Consider the following 21,388-nt stretch of genomic DNA (forward strand, 5'->3'; position numbering starts at 1 on the left):
GCCGTCGATATGGTGGACATGCGCAAGAGCGGGCTGGTCAATACCAGCGATTCCGGTGCCTACAGCGACCTGAATCGCCTGAACAACCTGAAGGTCGGCAACCGCGACAGCGACGCCAACATTCGCAAGGTGGCACAGGAGTTCGAGTCGCTGTTCATCGGCGAAATGCTCAAGTCCGCGCGCTCGGCCAGCGATGTGCTGGCCAAGGACAATCCGCTCAATACCCCGGCGACCAAGCAATACCAGGAAATGTACGACCATCAGTTGGCGGTGACCATGTCGCGCCAGGGGGGCGGTATCGGCCTGGCCAATGTGCTGGTGCGCCAGATGACCAAGAACAAACCGTCGCGGCCTTCCGAAGGTGGGCTCAAGGTCGGGCCGCCGGCCGGTACGGTCGCCACCGAAACGCCAGTGGAGACACCGATCGGTGCCGGCACTACCACGGCGGCGACCGCGGCCTCGCCGTTCGTGCGTTCCAATGGCGAGCACCCGTTGTGGGCTTCTCGGGTCGCCAGTCCGTTGCATAACAGCGACGGTAGCCTGCACAACGATATGGCCAAGATCAACCAGCGCCGCCTGTCCTTGCCGAGCAAGCTGACCGACCGCCTGGTCGCCGGGCTGGTGCCATCGGCTGACGGTGGCCTCGCGGCGGTCAACACCCAGGCCTTGCCGGAGCGCAACAGTGCTTCCACCGATTCCCTGCTCCAGCAGCGGGCCGTCCGCAGCCTGAGCAGCGTGCCGGCGGGGAATATGCAGATCTACGGTCGCGCCGTGGCCCAGCCGCCGTTAGCACCGGCCAGGCACGCGTTCAACTCGCCCGACGAATTCGTCGCCACCATGCTGCCGATGGCGGAGCAGGCGGCCAAGCGTATCGGTGTCGATCCGCGTTACCTGGTGGCCCAGGCGGCCCTGGAAACCGGTTGGGGTAAGTCGGTCATGCGCCAGCAGGACGGCAGCAGCAGTCATAACCTGTTCGGCATCAAGGCCGGCAGCAGTTGGCAGGGGCCGCAGGCCCGTGCCATCACCAGCGAGTTCAAGAATGGCCAGATGGTCAAGGAGACGGCGGACTTCCGTTCCTATGCCTCCTACCAGGACAGTTTCCACGACCTGGTGACCATGCTGCAAAGCAATAATCGCTATCAAGATGTGTTGAAGTCGGCCGATAAACCGGAACAGTTTGTACGCGAGTTGCAAAAGGCCGGGTATGCCACCGACCCGGACTACGCCAGCAAGATTTCGCAAATAGCAAAACAGATGAAGAGCTACCAGAACTACGCTGCGGCGGGCGCTTCCACGAATTTATAAGGTCTGAATCATGAGCTTGCTCAATATCGGTATGACGGGGTTGAACGCGGCCTCGACGGCTTTGACAACCACTGGCAACAACATTTCCAACGTTGATACCGCTGGTTACTCGCGCCAGCAGACCGTGCAGAGCACCAGTCCCTCGCAGAAATACGGCAGCGTGTTCATCGGCACCGGTACGACCCTGGCGGATGTCCGCCGGGTCTACAGTGCCTACCTGGACTCGCAGTTGCAGACCGCTACCTCGCTCAACAGCGATTCGTCCTCGTACCTGGCCCAGGTCACGCCGACGGACACCATGCTGTCCGATACCAACACCGGCATGACCGCTTCGTTGCAGAAGTTCTTCTCCTCCCTGCAGAGCGTGTCGACCAGCCCGACGGATGATGCGTCCCGTCAGACAACGCTGACCAGCGTCCAGGCCTTGAGCGCCAAGTTCAACACCATCGCCCAGCAGTTGAACAACCAGAACACCGGGATCAACACCAACCTGTCGGACATGGCCAGTCAGGTGAACAAGCTGGCGAGCAGCATCGCCCAGTACAACGACCAGATCTCCAAGATCGCTACCTCCGCCGGCTCGCCGAACGATCTGCTTGACCAGCGCACTGAGGCGGTTCGCCAGTTGTCCCAACTGGTCGGTACCCAGGTGGTCGAGCGCGGTTCGAGTTATGACGTCTACATCGGCAGCGGTCAGCCGCTGGTCATGGGCAACAGCACCAACACCCTGTCCGCCGTACCGAGCAAGAACGACCCGAGCCAGTCGGCGTTGCAGCTGGATCGTGGCACCAGTACCGTCGATATCACTTCCACCGTGACCGGCGGCGAGATCGGTGGTCTGCTGCGTTATCGCAGCGATGTGCTCGACCCGTCGATGAACGAGTTGGGGCGCATTGCCCTGGTCACGGCTGACCAGATGAACAAACAGCAGGCCCAGGGTATCGACAAGAACGGCAACTTCGGTTCGGCGATTTTCAACGATATCAACAGCGCGGCCCTGATCAGTCAGCGCAGCATCGCCAGTTCGAACAACAGCGCCGGCTCCGGCAACCTGAACGTGACCATCGCCGACACCGGTGCGCTGACCACCAACGATTATCAGGTGACCTTCAGCAGCGCGACCAATTACAGCGTCATACGCTCGGATGGCACCAACATGGGCGCCTTCAGTACCACGACCACGCCGGCTCCGGTGATCGACGGGATCACCTTGAGCCTCAATGGTGGTGGCGCGATGAGTGCCGGCGATACGTTCAAGGTGACCCCGACCCGTAGCGGCGCCAGTGACATCCAGACGGTGATGACCAACGCGCAGAACATTGCCGCGGCGGCGCCGCTGACGGGTGTCACCAGCGCCAACAATGGCGGCACTTATACCCAACCGACCCTGGTCGACCAATTGGGCACCGCCAATGCAACGAACAACGCCCAGTTGCAGGATGCCATCAAATATGGCACACCGGCCAAGATCGTCTTCGGTGCTGCCGCAGCGGGCACCCAGGGCTACACCCTGACCGATGCCCAGGGCAACGTGATGGGTACTGGCACCATTGTGCCGGGGCAGGCCAACACCCTGAACCTGAAAGTGAACATGGTCGACTCCAGCGGCAACCCGGTGTTGGACGGTGCAGGCGTGCAGAAGACCTTCACCGTTCAGACCACGGTAAGCGGCAACCCGAAAACCGGTGAAAGCTTCACCATGTCCATGACCGGCGCCGGTTCTTCGGACAACCGCAACAGCACCGCGATGATCGCCCTGCAAACCAAGCAGACCGTGGGCACCAATGCCGCGAACAAGGGCAGCAGTCTCTCGGACGCCTACGGCACGCTGGTCTCCAACGTCGGTACCAAGGCGGCCCAGGCCACCGCGGACAATACGGCGACGACGACGATCCTGACCAACGCCAAGGGTGCGCGCGACTCTCTGTCTGGCGTCAACCTCGACGAAGAGTCCGCCAATCTGGTCAAGTACCAGCAGTACTACACGGCAGCGTCGCAGATCATCAAGGCCGCCCAAACCATCTTCAGCACGCTGATCAGCAGCCTTTAAGGAGTCGTGATTCATGCGCATTTCCACCGCCCAGTATTACGAAACCACGGCCGCCAACTATCAGCGCGGCTACAACGACACGCTCAAGACCAGTGCCGAGGCCAGCAGCCTGGTCAAGGTCAATACCGCCGCCGACGACCCGGTGGGCGCGGCGCGGTTGCTGCAGTTGGGTCAGCAAAGTGCTGCGCTGACCCAATACGCCAGCAATATCAACTCGCTGAAAGGTGCATACAGCCAGTCCGAGACTGCCCTGACTTCGATTCAAAGCTCGATGCAGCGTGCCCGCGAGTTGGCGCTGGCCGCCAACAACGGTACCCAGACCGACGCCGATCGCCAGGCGGCGGCCCAGGAGCTCGGCCAGGTCCAGCAAACGATACTGGGCCTGATGAACAGCCAGGACGCCAACGGCAACTACCTGTTCGCGGGTTCGAAGACCAATACCCCGCCGTATACCGCCAATTCGGACGGTACCTACAGCTACAACGGTGATCAGTCGCAGTTGAACCTGGCGATTGGCGAGAATACCGCGGTGGCCGGGAACATCACTGGCTGGGAAGCTTTCCAGCAGTCCATCAACACCGCCCGTACCCAGTCCACCATGACTGCGCCGGCCGTGGACGATGGGCGGGTGACCCTGTCCAACGGACAGGTCAGCAACAATTCGACCTATGACGCCAAGTTTGCCGGCGGCCAGCCTTACACCATCAGTTTCCTGAGCAGCACGCAGATCAAGATCACCGATGCGGGAGGCACCGATGTCACCTCCGAGGCCAGCCAGAACGGTGTGATCAGCAACAGCAATGGCGCGAACCAGACGGTCACCTTCCGCGGGGTGGACCTGGGCTTGAACATCAACCTCAAGTCCGGCGATGTACCGGATACTGTGATTGCCGGGCACACCTTCACCCTGGCTGCGCAGCCGGACACCTTCAATACTTCGCGCAGTGCGGGCAACCCATCGACGGCGGTGGTGACCGCGGCGACCACGACCAACCAGGCGGCCTACGACAGCACCTTTCCCCCCGGCGGGGCGATCCTCAAGTTCACCAGCGCCACGGCCTATGACCTGTACGCGGCACCGGTCACGGCCAGCAGCAGGCCGGTGTCCTCGGGCACCATGGCTGGTTCGACGGCGACGGCGGCGGGTGTCAGCCTGACCTTCAGCGGCGCGCCGGCGACGGGCGACCAGTTTGTGGTCCAGCCCAACAATCACCAGACCCAGAATATCCTCGACACGCTGAATCAGATGATCACGGCGTTGAACACACCGGCTGACGGTAACCCGGTTGCCCAGCAGAAGCTGCTGGCCGCGATGAGCGCTGGCATCAATAACATCACCAGTGCGATGAACCAGGCCGGTAGTGCGGTGACCTCGATCGGCTCCCGGGGCCAGGCGTTGGACGACCAGAGCGCCACCAACCAGAGCCTGGTCCTGGCCAATACCACCAGCCAAGGGTCGATTCGCGACTCCGACCCGGCGGAGGTCATGACACGTCTGACCCTGCAACAGACCATGTTGCAGGCGGCACAGTTGGCGTTCAGCAAAATCAGCCAGTTGGGCCTGTTCAACAAGATTTGATCCGGGTCGGGCGTGCAAGCGCCCGATGGCTGTAACTGTCGTATACCTGCCGCTGTGACCAGCGGTTTCAGGGGCGCTGCCGCACAGGGGCGCTCCCGTTGCTTGAGAGCCCCGCTGTGAATTCGATCCCGCTTGTCAGCCTTGTCATTCCTGCTTCCAATCCACGGTTTTTCTCCCGGGCCCTGGGCGGCGCCCTGGCCCAGGAATATGCCAACCTGGAGATCATCGTGTGCGATGACAGTCTCGGCGATGAGATCGAGACGGCGGTGCAGACGCTCGGCGAGCAGAGCGACAAGACGCTGCACTACAGGCGTAACCCTCAACCTTTGGGCTATATCGGTAACTTGCAGGCGTGCCTGGATCTGGCGCGGGGTGAGTACATCAAGTTTCTGCTGGATGATGACCAGTTGCTGCCTGGCATTATCGAACAGCAGGCGCAGGTGTTCGTCGAGTACGATGATGTCAATCTGGTAATGGGCCAACGGTTTTTTTGGGATGCCGACGACCTCCAGTTGCCCTCGCGCCTGGAAAACGGTCCGCTGTCTCCAGTGTCTGGCTTGTTCAAGGCTGAGGACCTGCTGGCCATCTGCGAGAACTTCCCGGTCAATTTCTTCGGTGGCCTGACCTGCGCGCTGTTTCGGCGGGCGGATCTGGTCGAGTTGCTGCCGGCCCTGACTCAGCCCGGGCACTGTTTTGTCGCTTCGCTGGACCTGGCTTTGTACATCTGCCTGTTCCGGCGTGGCAACCTGGTGGTTTCGAACAATGTCCTGAGTATCGAACGCCTGTACCCGGAGCGTATGAATCGCCAGCAGGCGATGAGGGACGCCGCTGCGACGGAAATGCAGTGGATACTGCAAATGCTCAAGGCGCGTAGCGGTGAGAAAGCGCCGGCCCCCGGCTGGGTGCGTTATGTGCCCTTGGTGACTGCCGGTGTGGAGCCTCGTGTCTGGGAAGAGTATCCCCTGAGCCGGACCCTGGGCACCCGGCAAACCACTCAACAATGGCGGGTTGGGGTCGCCAGTGAGAGTTTTGCCCAGTTGTATGGTGAATGGCTAGCGTGTCGTAACCTGTCCGGGACCCAGCGCAAGTTGTTGCCGGACACGTTGGCCGCCTGGTCCTGGCAGCCGAAAATCGTACCTGTTGTCATTGATGAGCCAGGTGGCAGCGCCAACCTTGAAGCGACGTTGCAGAGTCTCGCCGCTCAGCTCTACGCGCCACAGCTGACGCTGGTGTTGTCCAGTGCCTGCACCGAGGTGTCGCTTGACGGGCGGGTATTTAGCCTGCCGTTGCAGGAAGACTGGCGTCAACAGTTGAACGAACTTCTGCCACAGCTTGATGAGGCTCATTGGTTCTACTTGTTGCGCGCCGGCGATCGTCTGCCGGAGCCGGCCTTGTTGGTGTTGGCCGAGCGTATCGTGATTTCACCGAATGCCCGCTGCATCTACAGCGATGAGGGCGGTTTGCGCGAGGGGGAGTCGACGGAGCCGGTGTTCAAGCCGGATTTCAACCTGGACCTGATGCGCAGCTACCCCTATGTCGGACGCGCCCTGGCGTTCCAACAGGAAGCCTTTCTGGCATTCGGCGGCTTCAATGTGCAGTGCGGCGAGCTGGCTCCCCACGACCTGTTGTGGCGAATGGTCGAAAGTGACGGTACGCAGGTGGTGGAGCACATTGCCGAGATTCAACTGGAGTCGACATTCTCGCTGTCGAAATGGTTGTCGTTGCCTGAGCTCGTCGAACTCAATCCACAGGTGGTGCAGGCGCATCTGCGACGTCTGGGGATCGAGCACGAGATCCACCGCAGCGATGGCCGACTGCTCAATCGTATCGACTATCTGCATGAAGCGCGGCCGCTGGTGTCGATCATCATCGTCAGCAAGGATCAGTGTGCGGCGTTGCAGCGCTGTGTCGAGAGCCTGCTGGAGAAAACCGCCTACAGTGAATACGAGCTGTTGCTGGTGGACAATGGCAGTGAAAGCGCCGAGGCCAAGATCTGGCTGTCCGGCATGGCACAGTTGGGCAGCGAGCGCCTGCGTGTGTTGGAGTATTCGCAGCAGGGCAATGCGGCGGCCATTCGTAACTTCGCGGCCAGGCAGGCGCGTGGCGAGTATCTGTTGATGCTCAACCCCTACACCGTGATTACCCAGCCCTCATGGTTGGATGAAATGCTCAGTCATGGCCAGCGTCCGGAAGTGGGGGTGGTGGGGGCCAAACTGTTCAGCCCGGAGGGGCGTGTACTGCATGCGGGGCTGATTCTCGGTCTGCGCGGCCCGGCAGGCATGCCGTTCTATGGTGAGTCGATGCAGGCCGGCGGCTACATGTACCGTTTGCAAGTGGCACATGACCTGAGTGCGGTGGGTGCCGATTGTCTGCTGATCCGCAAGGCGCTGTTCGAGCGCCTGGACGGTCTGGATGAGGCGCATTTCACTCAGGCCCTCAACGAGGTTGATCTTTGCCTGCGAGTCGGTCAAAGCGGTCATCTGGTGGTCTGGACCCCTTATGCGCAGTTGGCCATGGGCGCGCAGCCGGTTGTAACGTTGGAGCCCGAGCAACAGGCACTGCGGACTCAGGAGGAAGAGACGTTCTACAAGCGCTGGTTACCGATCGTCGCCCGCGACCCGGCTTATAACCCGAGCCTGACGCTGGACAGTCTGGGGGGCTCAAGCTTCAGTCTGGAGCCGGGCCTGCGCTCGGGATGGACTCCTTTTTCCGCCCGCTACCTACCGCGGATCATGGCGCTGCCGGTGAATGCCTCCGCCGTCGGCCACTACCGGGTCACCCAACCGCTGATCGAGCTGGAAGCGGCGGGCCGCGCAGTGGGGCGTACCTACTACAACCTGCCGTCGATCTTCGAGGTCGAGCGTCAGTCTCCTGACGTTATCGTTTTGCAGGGTCGTTACGCCGCGCAGCCGATTGATGAAATCCTCGGTCTGAAGGCCTACAGCAAGGCCCGGCGCGTCTATGAGTTGGATGATTATGTGATCAATGTTCCGCATAAGAACGGACACATTCGCAACCTGCCCGATCACATGGAGATGGAACGTCTGGTACGGCGTGGCATTGGCCTGTGCGACCGAGTGGTGGTGTCCACGGCCCCGCTGGCCGATGCCTTGTCCTCCATGCACAGCGATATCCGCGTCGTGCCGAACATGCTGGCTACGGATCTGTGGACCGGGTTGCGCAACCTGCGTCGTACCTCGAAAAAGCCGCGTGTGGGCTGGGGCGGAGGCACGAGTCACGCCGGTGATCTGGCGATCATTGCCGATGTCGTCAAGGAGCTGGCCAATGAGGTGGATTGGGTTTTCTTCGGTATGTGTCCGGAAGAGTTGCGCCCCTACATGCATGAATTTCATGGGGTCATCGGACTTGATATCTACCCGGCGAAGCTGGCGAGCCTGAACCTGGACCTGGCCCTGGCGCCGTTGGAGTTCCATATCTTCAACGACTGCAAGAGCAATTTGCGTCTGCTGGAGTACGGCGCCTGCGGTTATCCGGTGATCTGTACCGATACCAAGGCCTACACCGGGTATCTGCCGTGCACGAAGATCAAGACCAACACCACTGACGAGTGGTTGAAGGCCATTCGCATGCATCTGTCCGATCCCGACGCTAGCTACCGCATGGGCGATGAGTTGCGTGAGATCGTGCTGCGCGACTATATGTTGCGTGGCGACAATGTGCGGTACTGGGAGCATGGCTGGCTGGCTGACTGATCCACAGGCTACCGGGCAGTTGCCAGCAGTCGGCTGTCGGGTAGCACAAGTTACCTTAATTGCTAGCGCCGCGAAACCCTGCACCCCCACTAGGGTGGTGCTTTCGTCACTTGCCTATCGCGATCCCCTCCTGAATCCTTGCCGGAGCATGAGCTGGCGCGTTTCCTGCAATCACTCCCTCATTACTTCAGGCCCAAGCCAATTCTCTGGCACAACCTTGAGCCTGTGATGGGCATATAGCACTTCGCAGCCGTCTTGGTCAGGGCTCCATCGTTCAGTTCATCAGTCAACCCACCGACTGCGGGGAAAGTTATGCAAGGCAAGTACGGTTCCGAACACGCTCAACCATTGAACGAACTGTTGACGGTGGTGCTCATAACCCACAACCGGCCTGCGTTCCTGCGCAGGGCTTTGGAGTTCTACAGCCCGATGCCTTGTCGGATCATTGTGCTGGACTCGTCTGTTCAGGCGAGCGACGGTGTGGCCGATGGTTTTGAGAATGTCGACTACCTGCACCTGCCGCAGTTCGGCTACTGGGACGCCCAGGCCAAGGTTGTGTACGGTATCGCCCAGGTCACTACGCCGTACATCGTGTTTGCCGCCGATGACGATTTTCTGATACATGACGCCCTCAAGCAGTCCGTGGCTTTCCTGGAGAAAAACCCGGACTACGGTATGTGTCATGGTTATTGCCTGATGTACCTGGCGTTGGCCAATAGCGTGACGTACTACCGCCGTGACAAGAAAGTCTGTGAAGACTACTCGTCCGATCGACCGCAGGATCGGGTCATGGACTTTATGGGACAGTTCATTCCGCCCTTTTATGCCGTGCATCGTACGTCATTGTTTCGCGATTGGTACGCGTCCATGCCCAGCGACGCAAAGTTCGAGTGGCAGGAGATCGGTCATTCCTACTATATGCTGGCCAGAGCCAAGGCGCGGATCTTGCCGATTCCCTATGTAGTACGTGAAATCAACTACATACAATCAGAGCACAAGACTGACGTTTATTTCTCTCTGACTTATACCGATGCCAAGTCGGTGGCTGAACGAGAGTCTTTCGCTGAGTTTCTGGCGGCGTTGCCCGATGCTATTCCGGGCCTCGATCCGGAGCAGGGCAAGCAATTTGCACTTCAGGCCTTCGAGGCGATGGCTGACAGTCTCATCTCTCGACGTGCCTTGACCGCCGAAATCATTTTCGAGTCTCACTGGAACAGCGCCACGAAAGAACCGGATCGACGTTTCGGTCCTCAACAGTACGTCGAGATGCCTTTCTACAACCAGGTGTTTTTCGATCAATTGAGCCATATAGAGTTCCTGCTCCACGCGATGCCTGCAGGACGTGTCCAGCTTCAGCGACTGGAGGGTGTATGGCGGCGTCAGTATGACCTCATGCGGCCGCGCAATAACGATACCGACGAGACTGTCGTCGATCGCTTGTGGCAAGCTCACGACTGTAACGTCTTCGATCGACACCTGATCAAGCGTCTGGCCCAGCAGTTGGAGGGACTGGGGGAGGAAGAAGATGGGCAGAAAATGGCGCTCTGGGCCGAGCGTCTGGCTACTCTGCCGGACCCGGACAACCGTCGGACTTTCGAATCGACCCGCACTGGGCGTTTGCTCGACTGGCTGAAGGCGCGTGAGCCCGGGGCCGAACAGGCCGAAGTCTGTGCAAACTGGCTGGCGGCGCATCAAGGCGGGCCACGGTTCGGTCTCATGGTGCTTGATCTCGAGGGTAACGTGGCCAAGTTGCAGGTCACCCTGGACAGTCTGCTGGAGGGACACTGCAAGGCGTTCCAGATCGTGGTGCTGACCACCGGCGAACCCCTCGCAACGACGACGGCGCAAAACACCTTGCACTTTATCCGGGTAACCCAGGGTAATTATGTCGACAAGCTGAACCAGTCTGCTCGCCAGTCGACCTGCGACTGGTTGATGTTGCTCGAGGCCGGTGATGAATTTACCTCCAGCGGTTTGTTACGAGCCAGCCTGGAGTTGCTGGGTGACGTTCAATCCCGTGCAGTGGCTACCGATGAGATTCAGCGTCAGGCCGATGGTGCGTTGGTGGATGTGTTCCGCCCCGGCTTCAACCTTGACCTGCTGCAAAGTGTTCCCGCATTGATGGCGCGCCATTGGCTGATTCGCCGCGATGTTTTCCTGGAAGTGGGTGGCTACTCCGCGGATTTCAGCAAGGCCCTTGAATTCGATCTGTTGCTGAGGATTATCGAGCAGGGCGGAATGGCGGGCCTGGCCCACCTGGATGAGCCGCTGGTGATTAGCCAGGCGGTGGAGCTGCAGGAAAACGCCCAGGAGCGTCAGTCGCTGATTCGACACCTTGCCAAGCGCGGCTACAAGGCTCAGGTCACCTCGGCGATACCGGGGACTTACCATATAGACTATCGCCATGCCGAGCGTCCCCTGGTGTCGATCATTGTGCCCAGTCAGGACAATGTGTCCGACGTGCAGCGTTGCTTGGCCAGTATCCTGTTGCGAACCCGGTATACCCATTACGAAGTGCTGGTTGCAGACAATCAGAGCCAATCCGCCTTGACGGATGACTGGTTGGAAAGTCTGGCTCAGCAAAACGCTAAAGTCCGTGTTCTGCGGGCTGACCAGCGCCTGGGCTTATCCGCTTTGTATAACGCTGCCTGTCAACAGGCTCAGGGTGAATACCTGGTGCTGCTGTCGGCCGAGAGCGAAGTGGTCAATCCGAACTGGATCGAGTCCCTGCTCAATCAGGCATTACGTCCGGAGGTCGGTGTGGTGGGCGCCAAGCTCTTTGATCGTGACGGCAAGGTGTCCCAGGCTGGATTGATTTTTGGCGTCGAGGGCGGGGTAGGCTCGCCGGGTGTCGGAGAAGACAAAGAGGCTGCAGGGTATCTGCAGCGTCTGCTGATCGAGCAGAATTACAGTGCCGTTTCTTACGCCTGCCTGATGATTCGTCAGGAGGTTTACGGCGCTGTCGGTGGGCTGGACGAAGAGGCCTTTGCCGAGTCTTTCGGTGACGTTGACCTGTGCTTGAAAGCCGGGTACGCAGGCTATCTGACAGTATGGACGCCGCAGGTGCAGATACTGAATCCTGGGACCATCCCGCAAGACCCGCAAGCGCTTGAAGCACTTCGCAAAAAATGGACTCATGTGTTCGAGGGGGACCAGGCGTACAACAAGAATCTTACCTTGACCGACAAGGGCTTTGTCTTGCGCGGCGAGAGCCGTGTGGATTGGGAGCAATTGCTGGCTTAGGTTCGACGGAAAAACCAAAAGGAGGTGCGACATGCTCAACCTCATCACCCGTTATCGGCGTTGGTTGGCCGGTTCTTGTGTCGAGTCAGGCTCATGATGCCCTATCAGATTCCCTACGGGCGTCAGAATATCGATCAGGCCGACATCGATGCGGTGGTTGCGGTCCTCAATTCGCCCTGGCTGACCCAGGGGCCGACCATCGAGTGTTTTGAGCGCGCCGTGGCCGCACACTGCCAGGCGGACTTTGCGATTGCCGTGTGCAATGCCACGGCCGCCCTGCATATCGCCTGCCTGGCAGCTGGGCTGGGGCCGGGCGACCGCCTTTGGACCAGTCCCAATACCTTCGTGGCGTCGGCCAACTGCGGACGTTACTGCGGGGCCGAAGTGGATTTCGTCGATATCGACCCGCTGACACTGAACCTCGATGCCGGTTTGTTGGCACGCAAGCTCGAGGCTGCCGAGTTGAACGGGCGGTTGCCGAAGGTGGTCGTGGCGGTGGCTTTTTCCGGGCAGAGTTGTGACATGCAGAGCATTGCCCGGCTCGCCGAGCGTTATGGTTTTACCCTGATCGAAGATGCGGCTCATGCGATAGGCGCTGGCTATCTTGGACGTCCGGTGGGCTGCGGCGACCACGCGGTGATGACGATTTTCAGTTTTCACCCGGTCAAGATCGTAACCTCGGCCGAGGGCGGCATGGTCCTGACCAACGATCCGCAGTTGGCCGCTCGCCTGCGCAGGTTGCGCAGCCATGGCATCACGGGCGAGCCAGCACAGATGAAGGTGCCGGACCACGGGCTCTGGTACTACCAGCAACTGGAACTGGGATTCAACTATCGCATGACGGACCTGCATGCGGCACTCGGCCTTTCGCAAATGAGCCGGATCGATGAGTTCGTCGCCAAGCGACGTGAGCTGGCGGCACGCTATGACCGGCTGCTGGCCGGGTTGCCGCTCACCTTGCCATACAATCAGCCGGGGGCCGAATCGGCTTGGCATCTCTATGTGGTGCGCTTGCAGCTTGAGTATATCCAGAGCTCTCAACGCGAGGTGTTCGAGGCCTTGAGGGGGGCTGGAATCGGCGTCAACCTGCATTACATCCCCGTGCATCTGCAGCCTTATTACCAGGAACAGGGATTTGCCGAGGGCGACTTTCCTGAAGCCGAGCGCTATTTCGGTGAAGCGATCAGCCTACCCTTGTTCCCTGACCTGACCGAAGAACAGCAGGATTACGTCGTGGCGCAGTTGAGCCAGGTTCTGGGACAGGCGTCATCAGCAAATTCAAGGGCAAGACATGCGTGAGTTGAGTGAACAAGAGCATTTCTGGCGCGGCGACTTCGGTGATCAATATGTGGCCCGCAATCAGGGGAAGTCGCTGATCGCCGCTAACCTGGCATTGTTTGCCAAGGCGTTGGCGCGCACCGATCATATCGAAAGCCTGCTGGAACTGGGGACCAACACCGGCAACAATCTACAGGCGCTGCATCGACTGCTGCCCGGTTGTGCGTTGCAGGGCGTGGAGATCAATGCCAGCGCCCATGCCCAAGCCCAGGCGTTGGAGATCGCCGATATCTGGCTCGGATCGCTGTTCGACTTCCCCCGCGAGCGGACCTGGCAGTTGACCTTGAGCAAGGGTGTGCTGATTCATCTGGCGCCGAAGCTCTTGCCGGCCGCCTATGAGCAGCTCTACGAACTGAGTCATCGTTATATCCTGATTTGTGAGTACTACAGCCCGGTACCGGTCGAGGTGACTTACCGCGGCAACAGTGGCAAGTTGTTCAAGCGCGACTTCGCCGGGGAAATGCTCGAGCGTTACCCGGACCTGCAGTTGCTGGACTACGGCTTCAGTTACCACCGCGATCGGCAGTTTCCGACCGACGATATCAACTGGTTCCTGCTGGAAAAACGTCCTTGAGTGCGATTGCAATCATTCCTGCGCGCGGTGGCAGCAAGCGTATTCCGCGCAAGAATCTCAAGCTGTTCCACGGCGAGCCGATGATTGCCCGCTCGATTCGCCTGGCGCTCGATTCGGCTCTGTTCGAACAGGTGATCGTCAGTACCGATGACGAGGAAATTGCCGCCCTGGCCCGGGCCCGGGGGGCGCAAGTGCCGTTTATGCGTCCGGCGGCGCTGGCCGATGACTTCACCGGCACGGCTGCGGTGATGGCGCATGCCGTGGCGACCCTGCGCCAGGCCGGCGATGATTTTGCATTGGCCTGCTGTATCTACGCCACGGCACCGTTGCTGCAGAAACGCTTTCTGCGCCAGGGGCGTGATCTGCTCTTGGAGCATCCCGACAAGTCCTTTGCGTTTTCGGTCTGTGAGTTCGGTTTCCCCGTGCAGCGCGCGCTGACGCTCGACGAGACGGGCGCGTTGACGGCGTTGTATCCCGAATATCGCCTGACCCGTTCCCAGGACCTGCCGCCGGCCTTTCAGGACGCCGGGCAGTTCTATTGGGGGCGCAGCGAAGCCTGGCTCAGGGGCGACGTGCTGTATTCGGAAAAAAGCCTGCCGGTCGTCCTGCCGCGGCATCTGGTCCAGGACATCGACACCGACGAGGACTGGCGGCGCGCCGAGTATCTTTACAGTGCCTTGCTGGCCGGTGGAGAGCTGCAAGCATGAGAGTGCTGATCCGCGCGGATGCCTCGCCGGCCATTGGTAGCGGGCATGTGGCGCGCTGCCTGAGCCTGGCGCAGGTACTACGTAGTGGCGGTGTCGAAGTGCTGTTCGCCTGCCGGGCCTTGCCTGGCCACTCGCTGGCGCGTATCGCCGAGCGGGGTTTTCGGGCCCTGGCATTGCCGGCCGAGTATGCGGGCGAAGTGTCCGGCGCGGACATCGAGGCGCCTTTGCCCTGGCAGGCGGATATCGCCGCGCTGGGTACCGCCCTGGGCGCCGAGCCGAGGTTCGACTGGATTATCGTCGATCACTATGGCCTCGATCACGCCTGGCAAACCGCGGCTCGCCAGTGGGCGCGGCACATCGCCGCGATCGACGACCTGAATAATCGCCGACATGCCGTGGATATCCTCTTCGACCAGAACTTCACCGCCGGCGACCCCGAGTACGCCCACCGCTGCTTGCAGCCCTGCCGCGAGCTTTTCGGTCCGCGCTACGCGCTGATTCGCGACGAGTTCCGCCAAGCGGCGGTGTCGATCGCCTTGCGGCCGCGTCGGGTGCTGGTGAATTTTGGCGGCCTGGATGCCGCTGGCGAAACCTGGAAAGCCATGCTGGCCCTGGCGGACTTCAGTGAACTGGAAGTGGATTTCATTGCCGGCACCGCCAACCCGATGCTGGCGTCGATCCAGGCCATGGCGGCTGATCGTCCGCAGTGGCGGGTGCAGGCCTTTGTCAGTGACTTCGCCGCGCTGATGGCCCGGGCCGACCTGTTTATCGGTGCCGGTGGCGGCACCAGTTGGGAGCGCGCGGTCCTCGGCCTGCCGACCTTGTGCATTGCGGTGGCGGAAAATCAGCGCGCGAACGCCGAGCGACTGGCGGCGGCCGGGGTGCATGTCTATCTGGGCAGCAGCGACGAGGTGAGTGTCGACAGCCTGCGCCAGGCCATCGGTTTTGTCCTGGGCAACGTCAGTTTACGGCGTAGCCTGGCCGAACAATCGCGGCGTCTGGTGGACGGGCTGGGCGCGCGGCGCTTCGCCGTGGCCTTGGCCGGTGCCAGCCTGGCCCTGCGTCCGGCCACGGAGGAGGATTCGCGGCTGTTGTTCGACGGGCGCAATGCCGAGTCGGTGCGGCGCGCCTCGTTGAGTCCCGAGCCTATCGGTTGGGCGGCGCACCAGGCCTGGTTGGCCGCGAGTCTGCTCAATCCGGGGCGCCTGCTGTTGATCGCCGAGGCCAGTGATGGCCCGGTGGGCGTGCTGCGCTACGATCTGGCCGGCAGTCGCGCCGAAGTCTCGCTGTATCTGTTGCAAGACCGCGCCGGCCTCGGCTGGGGGCGGGCGCTGCTGGCCCGTGGCGAAGCCGCCGTATGCGCGCACTGGCCGCAGGTGACGGTGATCGACGCCCAGGTACTGCCGGACAACCCGGCTTCCCTCGAATTGTTTCGTCACGGCGGCTATGTCCAGTCGATCTGCCGTTTCGAGCGTGTGGTAAAGGATCAGCACCATGACTAGTTTCAAGATCGGCCAGCGGCTGATCGGCGCGGACGCGCCACCGTTCATCATTGCCGAGATGAGCGGCAACCATAACCAGTCGCTGGAGCTGGCGCTGCGGATTGTCGAAGCCGCGGCCAAGGCCGGCGCCCATGCGCTCAAGCTGCAGACCTATACCGCCGAGACCATGACCCTGGACCTGGACGAAGGCGAGTTCTTCATCCAGGACCCGGCCAGCCTGTGGGCCGGCTCGTCGCTCTATGCCCTGTATGAAAAGGCCCACACGCCCTGGGAGTGGCATGCGCCGATCTTCGCCCGCGCCCGGGAGCTGGGAATGCTGGCGTTTTCCACGCCCTTCGATGAAACGGCGGTGGATTTTCTCGAGAGCCTCGACGTGCCGGCGTACAAGATCGCCAGTTTCGAGAACACCGACCTGCCGTTGATCCGCCGCGTGGCCGCGACCGGCAAGCCGCTGATCATTTCCACCGGCATGGCCAGCGTCGCCGAACTCGATGAGAGCGTGCGCGCCGCCCGGGCCGCCGGTTGCCAGGACCTGATACTGCTCAAATGCACCAGTACCTATCCGGCCAGTCCGGCAAACAGCCATGTGCGGACCATTCCTCATCTGCGCGAGTTGTTCGGTTGCCAGGTCGGTTTGTCCGATCACTCCATGGGCGTGGGGGTGGCGGTGGCGGCGGTGGCACTGGGGGCGACGGTGGTGGAGAAGCATTTCACCCTGGATCGGGCCGCTGGCGGTGTGGACTCAAGCTTTTCTCTGGAACCCGCCGAGCTGGCCAGCCTGGTGCTCGAGACCGAACGCGCCTGGCAGGCCCTGGGCCAGGTGCATTACGGCGTCACCGAGGCCGAGCGCAAGTCGCTGGTGTATCGACGCTCGCTGTATGTGACCCGGGACATGGCGGCGGGGGAAACCTTCAGCGCCGACAATCTGCGGGCGATTCGCCCCGGCCTGGGATTGGCGCCCAGGCATCTCGACGCCGTGCTCGGGCGCAGCGCCCGGCAGGCCCTCAAGCGCGGCACGCCGCTGGCGTGGTCGTTGGTCGAATAACCCTTTGTGCGGTCGATTCGGCAAAATAGCGTGACCTGCGAGTCATAACGCGCATCTTCACTGTATTGTATTGCGCTGGAAGATGGCGCCTGGCTCGTAACCGGTCTGGTGGTAGCCCTTTGTACTTCTGGCAGCCGTTCCCTGGTGGACGGCGTCAAATCTCTGTTTGTCGGCAGCCCTCGGTCCTGGTGAGCGAGGGTTTTCAGCTGTTTATTATTGGGAAGCCGTAATGATTGGCATAAAAAGCATTGCGAGCTACGTGCCTGTAGCCGGCGTGGACAATTACGCACAAGGTGCAAAATTCGAGAAGGATGAAGCTTTCATCCTGGGCAAGATCGGCTCGGCCTTCCTGCCGCGCAAAGACGCTGGGCAAGAAACCTCGGACCTGTGCGTCGAAGCGGTGAACGCGCTGTTCGCCCGTAATCCCGAGCTCAAGCGCGAATCCATCGACGCGCTGATCGTGGTCACCCAGAACGGCGATGAGGAAGGCCTGCCGCATACCGCCGCCATCGTCCAGGACAAGCTCGGCCTGCCCACCAGCGTGGCCGCGTTCGATATTTCCCTGGGGTGCTCCGGTTATGTCTATGGCATTTACGCGATCAAGGGCTTCATGGAAGCCGCGGGCCTGAAGAACGGCCTGCTGGTGACCGCCGATCCGTATTCGAAGATCGTCGACCCGGAAGATCGCAACACCACCATGCTCTTCGGTGATGCGGCGACCGCCACCTGGATGGGCGAAGACGCGCCCTGGCAGTTGGGCAAGGCCAAGTTCGGTACCGACGGGGCCGGCGCGCCGCACCTGAAGGTCAGCAATGGGGTATTTTTCATGAACGGTCGCCAGGTGTTCAATTTCGCCCTGCTCAAGGTCCCGGCGCACCTGCACGAATTGCTGGAAGAGTCCGGCCTGCACGCGGACGATATCGATGCGTTCTGCATCCACCAGGGCAGCGCGGCGATTGTCGATGCCGTGGCGCGGCGTTTCGAGGGCGAGCCGGAGAAGTTCATCAAGGATATGGTCGAGACCGGCAACACGGTGTCGTCGAGCATTCCGCTGTTGCTCGAGAAACATGTCCTGGACTCCAGCTGGAAGCGCGTGGCCCTCAGCGGCTTTGGCGTGGGCTTGTCGTGGGGTTCGGCGATTATTCATCGGCCCTGAGGCCAAAGGTCGCAAAATGGCGCTCCAGGTGAGATAACCTTGAGCGCCATTTTTTTTGCACGGATGTTGAGTGAGGCGACATGAGCGAAATTTTCGAGCACAACCTGGAGGTCATTGGCTCCCGTTGGCCGGGCTTGCTGGCGCGGCTATTGGCCGAGGACAGCGAGTCGCTGGCGGTCGAACTGGTGGAAGGGCTGGGCTCGACCCTGAGCGTGGCAGGGATTCAGCTCACCAGTCGGCATGATCGCGTCGCCGAGGCCCGCCTGCAGGCTGCCAGCCTGCAGGCGGGCAGACCCCTGCTGCACCTGTACGGTACGGGGCTGGGCGATCTGCAACAGGTCCTGCTGGAGCTGCCGACACTACAGCGCCTGCATGTTCATATCCTCAATGGGGCGCTGTTCAAGTTGGTACTGGGGCTGCTGGATCAGCGTTCGTGGTTGAACGATTCGCGGGTCGAACTGAGCTACGCCGCCGACCATCCCGAGATCCTCCTGCCGTTTTTCGCGCTGCCGGCCGAGCTGGTGCTGGCCGATGATTGCAATGCGCGAATGCGTGATCGTCTGGTTGGCGAGGTGCACCTGACCTTCAACAACCGTGAGTTCGATCCGCAGTCCGCGACGATTGTTCAACGCCTGCAGGACACGCGCGAGGTGTTCGGCGCTGATCGCGATGTCGCCGAACTGTTTTCGACGCGTGCGGGCCAGCGCATCTATGTGATTGGCACCGGGCCGACGTTGGAGCAGCAGTTCGACAAGTTGCGTGCGATAGGCGAGCAGCCGGACCGCCCCTTGTTCATCAGTGTCGACACCGCTTATCGACCATTGCGCGAGCACGGGATCAGGCCGGATATCGTGGTCAGCATCGACCAGCGCATCGGTTTCCGACATTTGCCCCCCGAAGCGTCCGACGGTATTCCCCTGGTTTATATGCCGATGAGCGATCCCCAGGTGTTGCATGCCTGGAAAGGTCCGCGCTACGGCGGCTATTCCATCAGCCCGATCTATGCCTCGGTCCGCGAACAGTTCCATAGAGGCCTGCTATTCGTCGGGGGGAGCGTCCTGCATCCGGCGGTCGACCTGGCGGTGAAGATGGGCGCGGCGCGCATCACCCTGTTCGGCGCCGACTTTGCCTTCCCATTGAACAAGACTCATGCGGGCTGGAAGGATGGCGATCTCGGCCCGGGTGTCGAGCTTGCGCGGCACTGGGTGCTGGATGGCCAGGGGCGGCGGGTCAGGACCCAGTTGAACTTCCGTCGTTACCTGGTTGAGCTGGAGCGCTATATCGCCCGTCATCCGCAGGTGGTTTTCCTTAACAGCAGTCTGGCGGGGGCGCGTATCGTCGGTACCGGGTTCGACCAGGAGTTTATGCAATGAGCCAGCTGGCGCAGTGTGTCGAGGGTGCCCGCGGATGCGCCGGGTTGTTTCGCCTGGGTCGTGATGTGGAGGCGGCGTTGCAGATGGTCGAGGTGTTCGACGCAGCTCAGCTGGCGTTGCAAGCTGCGCCGCAGGAGGCCCGGCAACAGTGGGGGCAACTGCTGACGTGGATGTTGGCTTGCCAGGAGTCGCAGGACTGGTTGGGGCTGGCCGACTGGATGGAGTATGAGCTGGTGGCGCTGCTGGAGTCGGCGGCAATTCCCTGACGCCATTTTTCCTCCGGGGACGGGACGCCAAGTCCTTGTTTTCCAAGGGGTGGCAGGGTGATGGCAAAATTTTTGAAAAAAGCCCTCAAGCAACTTGCAATCCCGACGATAACTATTACGAAGGTTCTCTAGGCCATACCCGGCGCTTGCCAGGGCCGGAAGCCGCAGTACCCAACCAACGAGGATTTCGTCATGGCATTAACCGTAAACACCAACGTGACTTCACTGTATGTTCAAAAGAACCTGAACAGTGCATCCAGTGCTCTGTCCACCTCCATGCAGCGCCTGTCTTCCGGCCTGAAAATCAACAGCGCCGCAGACGATGCCGCCGGCCTGCAGATCGCCACTCGCATGACCAGCCAGATTCGTGGTCAGAACGTTGCGGTAAAAAACGCCAACGACGGTATCTCCCTGGCGCAGACTGCTGAAGGCGCACTGCAAGAGTCCACCAACATCCTGCAGCGTATGCGTGAACTGGCTGTTCAGGCCCGTAACGGCACCAACGGTACCGCTGACCAGACTGCGACCAACGGCGAATTCGCCCAGATGTCGGACGAACTGACTCGTATCTCCGCCTCCACCCAGCTGAACGGCAAAAACCTGCTGGACGGTTCGGCAGGTGTTGTTACCCTGCAAGTCGGCTCCAACACGGGTTCCGCCAACCAGATCAATCTGACCCTGAGCTCCAAGTTCGACGCCGTCAGCCTGTCGGTAGGTAGCGGTACTGTGATGCTGACCGGTGCTACTTCGGCAGCCGCCGCTTCGAACATCGACAACGCGATCACCGCGATCGACGCTGCAATCGCCGCCATCGGTGCTACCCGCGCCAACCTCGGTGCGTCGCAGAACCGTCTGACCAGCACCATCTCCAACCTGCAGAACGTGACCGCGAACGTGACCGCTGCACAAGGCCGCGTACAGGACACCGACTTCGCTGCTGAAACTGCTCAGCTGACCAAGAGCCAGACCCTGCAACAGGCTTCCACTTCGATTCTGGCCCAGGCCAACCAATTGCCTTCCTCCGTACTGAAGCTGCTTCAGTAATTTTGGAATGAGTTTTGGCGGGGGGGTGTGCTTGTCGCGCTCTCTCGCTTTTTCACGTTGAGAGGTGATGGATATGGACATGAGTGTAAAGCTTAGTCTGTCTTACCCAGCTGTTACGCCGGCCAGCTCCAGTCCTGTTGCCGACAAGCCGGTATCGGCTACGGCGGCGCCTCAGGCGGATCCGGTAAAACCCGTTTCGGCCACCAGCAAGGATTCGGATTCTTCCGAGAGACTCAAGAAGGCTGTGCAGGATATCGAGAAGTTCGTCCAATCGATCAAGCGCAACCTGGAATTTTCCATCGATGAACACTCCGGCCAAGTCGTAGTCAAAGTCATCGCCAGCGACAGCGGCGAGGTGGTTCGACAGATCCCCTCCGCGGAAGCCTTGAAACTGGCTGACAGTCTGAGCTCGGCGAGCAATGTGCTGTTTGACGCGAAAGCCTGACAGCTGGCATGAATAGTGTCTTCAGATTCTTCTGACCCCGGCAAGGGT

Annotated in this window: 15 protein-coding genes; all 15 read left to right on the top strand. The window is 60.9% G+C overall.

The genetic code is table 11. The annotated features are described in order from the left end of the window. The first annotated feature begins 9 nt into the window (after positions 1-9). The 15 genes from flgJ (at position 10) to M5B96_RS24300 (ending at position 21,340) form a co-directional block, all read left to right on the top strand. Positions 10-1,305, top strand: a complete 1,296-nt coding sequence (gene flgJ, locus M5B96_RS24230) for a flagellar assembly peptidoglycan hydrolase FlgJ (protein ID WP_248799523.1) — start codon at positions 10-12, stop codon at positions 1,303-1,305. Positions 1,306-1,315: 10 nt separating this feature from the next. Continuing rightward, positions 1,316-3,355 carry a flagellar hook-associated protein FlgK gene (gene flgK, locus M5B96_RS24235; protein ID WP_248799524.1) on the top strand — a complete coding sequence of 680 codons (2,040 nt, stop codon included), beginning with the start codon at positions 1,316-1,318 and terminating at the stop codon, positions 3,353-3,355. Positions 3,356-3,368: 13 nt separating this feature from the next. Next, positions 3,369-4,934 carry a flagellar hook-associated protein 3 gene (locus M5B96_RS24240; protein ID WP_248799525.1) on the top strand — a complete coding sequence of 522 codons (1,566 nt, stop codon included), beginning with the start codon at positions 3,369-3,371 and terminating at the stop codon, positions 4,932-4,934. Between the two features lie 116 nt (positions 4,935-5,050). Beyond that, entirely contained in the window at positions 5,051-8,647 is a 3,597-nt protein-coding gene (locus M5B96_RS24245) for a glycosyltransferase (protein WP_248799526.1), read from the top strand. A gap of 312 nt (positions 8,648-8,959) precedes the next feature. Beyond that, complete coding sequence (locus M5B96_RS24250) at positions 8,960-11,890, top strand: TIGR00180 family glycosyltransferase (protein ID WP_248799527.1); 2,931 nt, start codon at positions 8,960-8,962, stop codon at positions 11,888-11,890. A gap of 93 nt (positions 11,891-11,983) precedes the next feature. Continuing rightward, positions 11,984-13,189 carry a UDP-4-amino-4,6-dideoxy-N-acetyl-beta-L-altrosamine transaminase gene (gene pseC, locus M5B96_RS24255; protein ID WP_248799528.1) on the top strand — a complete coding sequence of 402 codons (1,206 nt, stop codon included), beginning with the start codon at positions 11,984-11,986 and terminating at the stop codon, positions 13,187-13,189. After that, positions 13,182-13,802: a pseudaminic acid biosynthesis-associated methylase gene (locus M5B96_RS24260; protein ID WP_248799529.1), complete on the top strand. Its 621-nt coding sequence runs from the start codon at positions 13,182-13,184 to the stop codon at positions 13,800-13,802. Before pseC ends, M5B96_RS24260 begins: the two co-directional genes overlap by 8 nt. Further along, on the top strand, positions 13,799-14,509 hold the full coding sequence (gene pseF, locus M5B96_RS24265; RefSeq protein WP_248799530.1) for a pseudaminic acid cytidylyltransferase: 711 nt from the start codon (positions 13,799-13,801) through the stop codon (positions 14,507-14,509). The genes M5B96_RS24260 and pseF overlap by 4 nt, the downstream gene beginning before the upstream one ends. Next, on the top strand, positions 14,506-16,011 hold the full coding sequence (pseG, locus tag M5B96_RS24270) for a UDP-2,4-diacetamido-2,4,6-trideoxy-beta-L-altropyranose hydrolase (RefSeq protein WP_248799531.1): 1,506 nt from the start codon (positions 14,506-14,508) through the stop codon (positions 16,009-16,011). The genes pseF and pseG overlap by 4 nt, the downstream gene beginning before the upstream one ends. Next, positions 16,004-17,056 carry a pseudaminic acid synthase gene (gene pseI / locus M5B96_RS24275; protein WP_248799532.1) on the top strand — a complete coding sequence of 351 codons (1,053 nt, stop codon included), beginning with the start codon at positions 16,004-16,006 and terminating at the stop codon, positions 17,054-17,056. Before pseG ends, pseI begins: the two co-directional genes overlap by 8 nt. 229 nt (positions 17,057-17,285) lie before the next feature. Next, positions 17,286-18,212, top strand: a complete 927-nt coding sequence (locus M5B96_RS24280) for a ketoacyl-ACP synthase III (protein WP_248799533.1) — start codon at positions 17,286-17,288, stop codon at positions 18,210-18,212. 80 nt (positions 18,213-18,292) lie between these two features. Next, positions 18,293-19,585 (top strand): motility associated factor glycosyltransferase family protein, encoded by a 1,293-nt coding sequence (locus tag M5B96_RS24285; RefSeq protein ID WP_248799534.1) that lies wholly within the window; start codon positions 18,293-18,295, stop codon positions 19,583-19,585. Further along, positions 19,582-19,851, top strand: a complete 270-nt coding sequence (locus M5B96_RS24290) for a hypothetical protein (RefSeq protein WP_248799535.1) — start codon at positions 19,582-19,584, stop codon at positions 19,849-19,851. Before M5B96_RS24285 ends, M5B96_RS24290 begins: the two co-directional genes overlap by 4 nt. A 192-nt stretch (positions 19,852-20,043) precedes the next feature. Next, positions 20,044-20,895, top strand: coding sequence for a flagellin domain-containing protein (locus M5B96_RS24295; protein ID WP_248799536.1), 852 nt, complete (start codon positions 20,044-20,046; stop codon positions 20,893-20,895). A 73-nt stretch (positions 20,896-20,968) separates the two neighbouring features. Then, positions 20,969-21,340 (top strand): flagellar protein FlaG, encoded by a 372-nt coding sequence (locus M5B96_RS24300; RefSeq protein ID WP_248799537.1) that lies wholly within the window; start codon positions 20,969-20,971, stop codon positions 21,338-21,340. Positions 21,341-21,388: the final 48 nt, after the last annotated feature.

The organism is Pseudomonas sp. MWU13-2105 (assembly GCF_023242315.1).
Lineage (GTDB): Bacteria > Pseudomonadota > Gammaproteobacteria > Pseudomonadales > Pseudomonadaceae > Aquipseudomonas.

Excerpts from the sequence above, each read along its gene's own strand:
- flgJ (WP_248799523.1), top strand. The coding sequence starts at position 10 with ATGGTGGACATGCGCAAGAGCGGGCTGGTCAATACCAGCGATTCCGGT.
- flgK (WP_248799524.1), top strand. The coding sequence starts at position 1,316 with ATGAGCTTGCTCAATATCGGTATGACGGGGTTGAACGCGGCCTCGACG.
- M5B96_RS24240 (WP_248799525.1), top strand. The coding sequence starts at position 3,369 with ATGCGCATTTCCACCGCCCAGTATTACGAAACCACGGCCGCCAACTAT.
- M5B96_RS24250 (WP_248799527.1), top strand. The coding sequence starts at position 8,960 with ATGCAAGGCAAGTACGGTTCCGAACACGCTCAACCATTGAACGAACTG.
- pseC (WP_248799528.1), top strand. The coding sequence starts at position 11,984 with ATGATGCCCTATCAGATTCCCTACGGGCGTCAGAATATCGATCAGGCC.
- M5B96_RS24260 (WP_248799529.1), top strand. The coding sequence starts at position 13,182 with ATGCGTGAGTTGAGTGAACAAGAGCATTTCTGGCGCGGCGACTTCGGT.
- pseG (WP_248799531.1), top strand. The coding sequence starts at position 14,506 with ATGAGAGTGCTGATCCGCGCGGATGCCTCGCCGGCCATTGGTAGCGGG.
- pseI (WP_248799532.1), top strand. The coding sequence starts at position 16,004 with ATGACTAGTTTCAAGATCGGCCAGCGGCTGATCGGCGCGGACGCGCCA.
- M5B96_RS24280 (WP_248799533.1), top strand. The coding sequence starts at position 17,286 with ATGATTGGCATAAAAAGCATTGCGAGCTACGTGCCTGTAGCCGGCGTG.
- M5B96_RS24285 (WP_248799534.1), top strand. The coding sequence starts at position 18,293 with ATGAGCGAAATTTTCGAGCACAACCTGGAGGTCATTGGCTCCCGTTGG.
- M5B96_RS24290 (WP_248799535.1), top strand. The coding sequence starts at position 19,582 with ATGAGCCAGCTGGCGCAGTGTGTCGAGGGTGCCCGCGGATGCGCCGGG.
- M5B96_RS24295 (WP_248799536.1), top strand. The coding sequence starts at position 20,044 with ATGGCATTAACCGTAAACACCAACGTGACTTCACTGTATGTTCAAAAG.
- M5B96_RS24300 (WP_248799537.1), top strand. The coding sequence starts at position 20,969 with ATGGACATGAGTGTAAAGCTTAGTCTGTCTTACCCAGCTGTTACGCCG.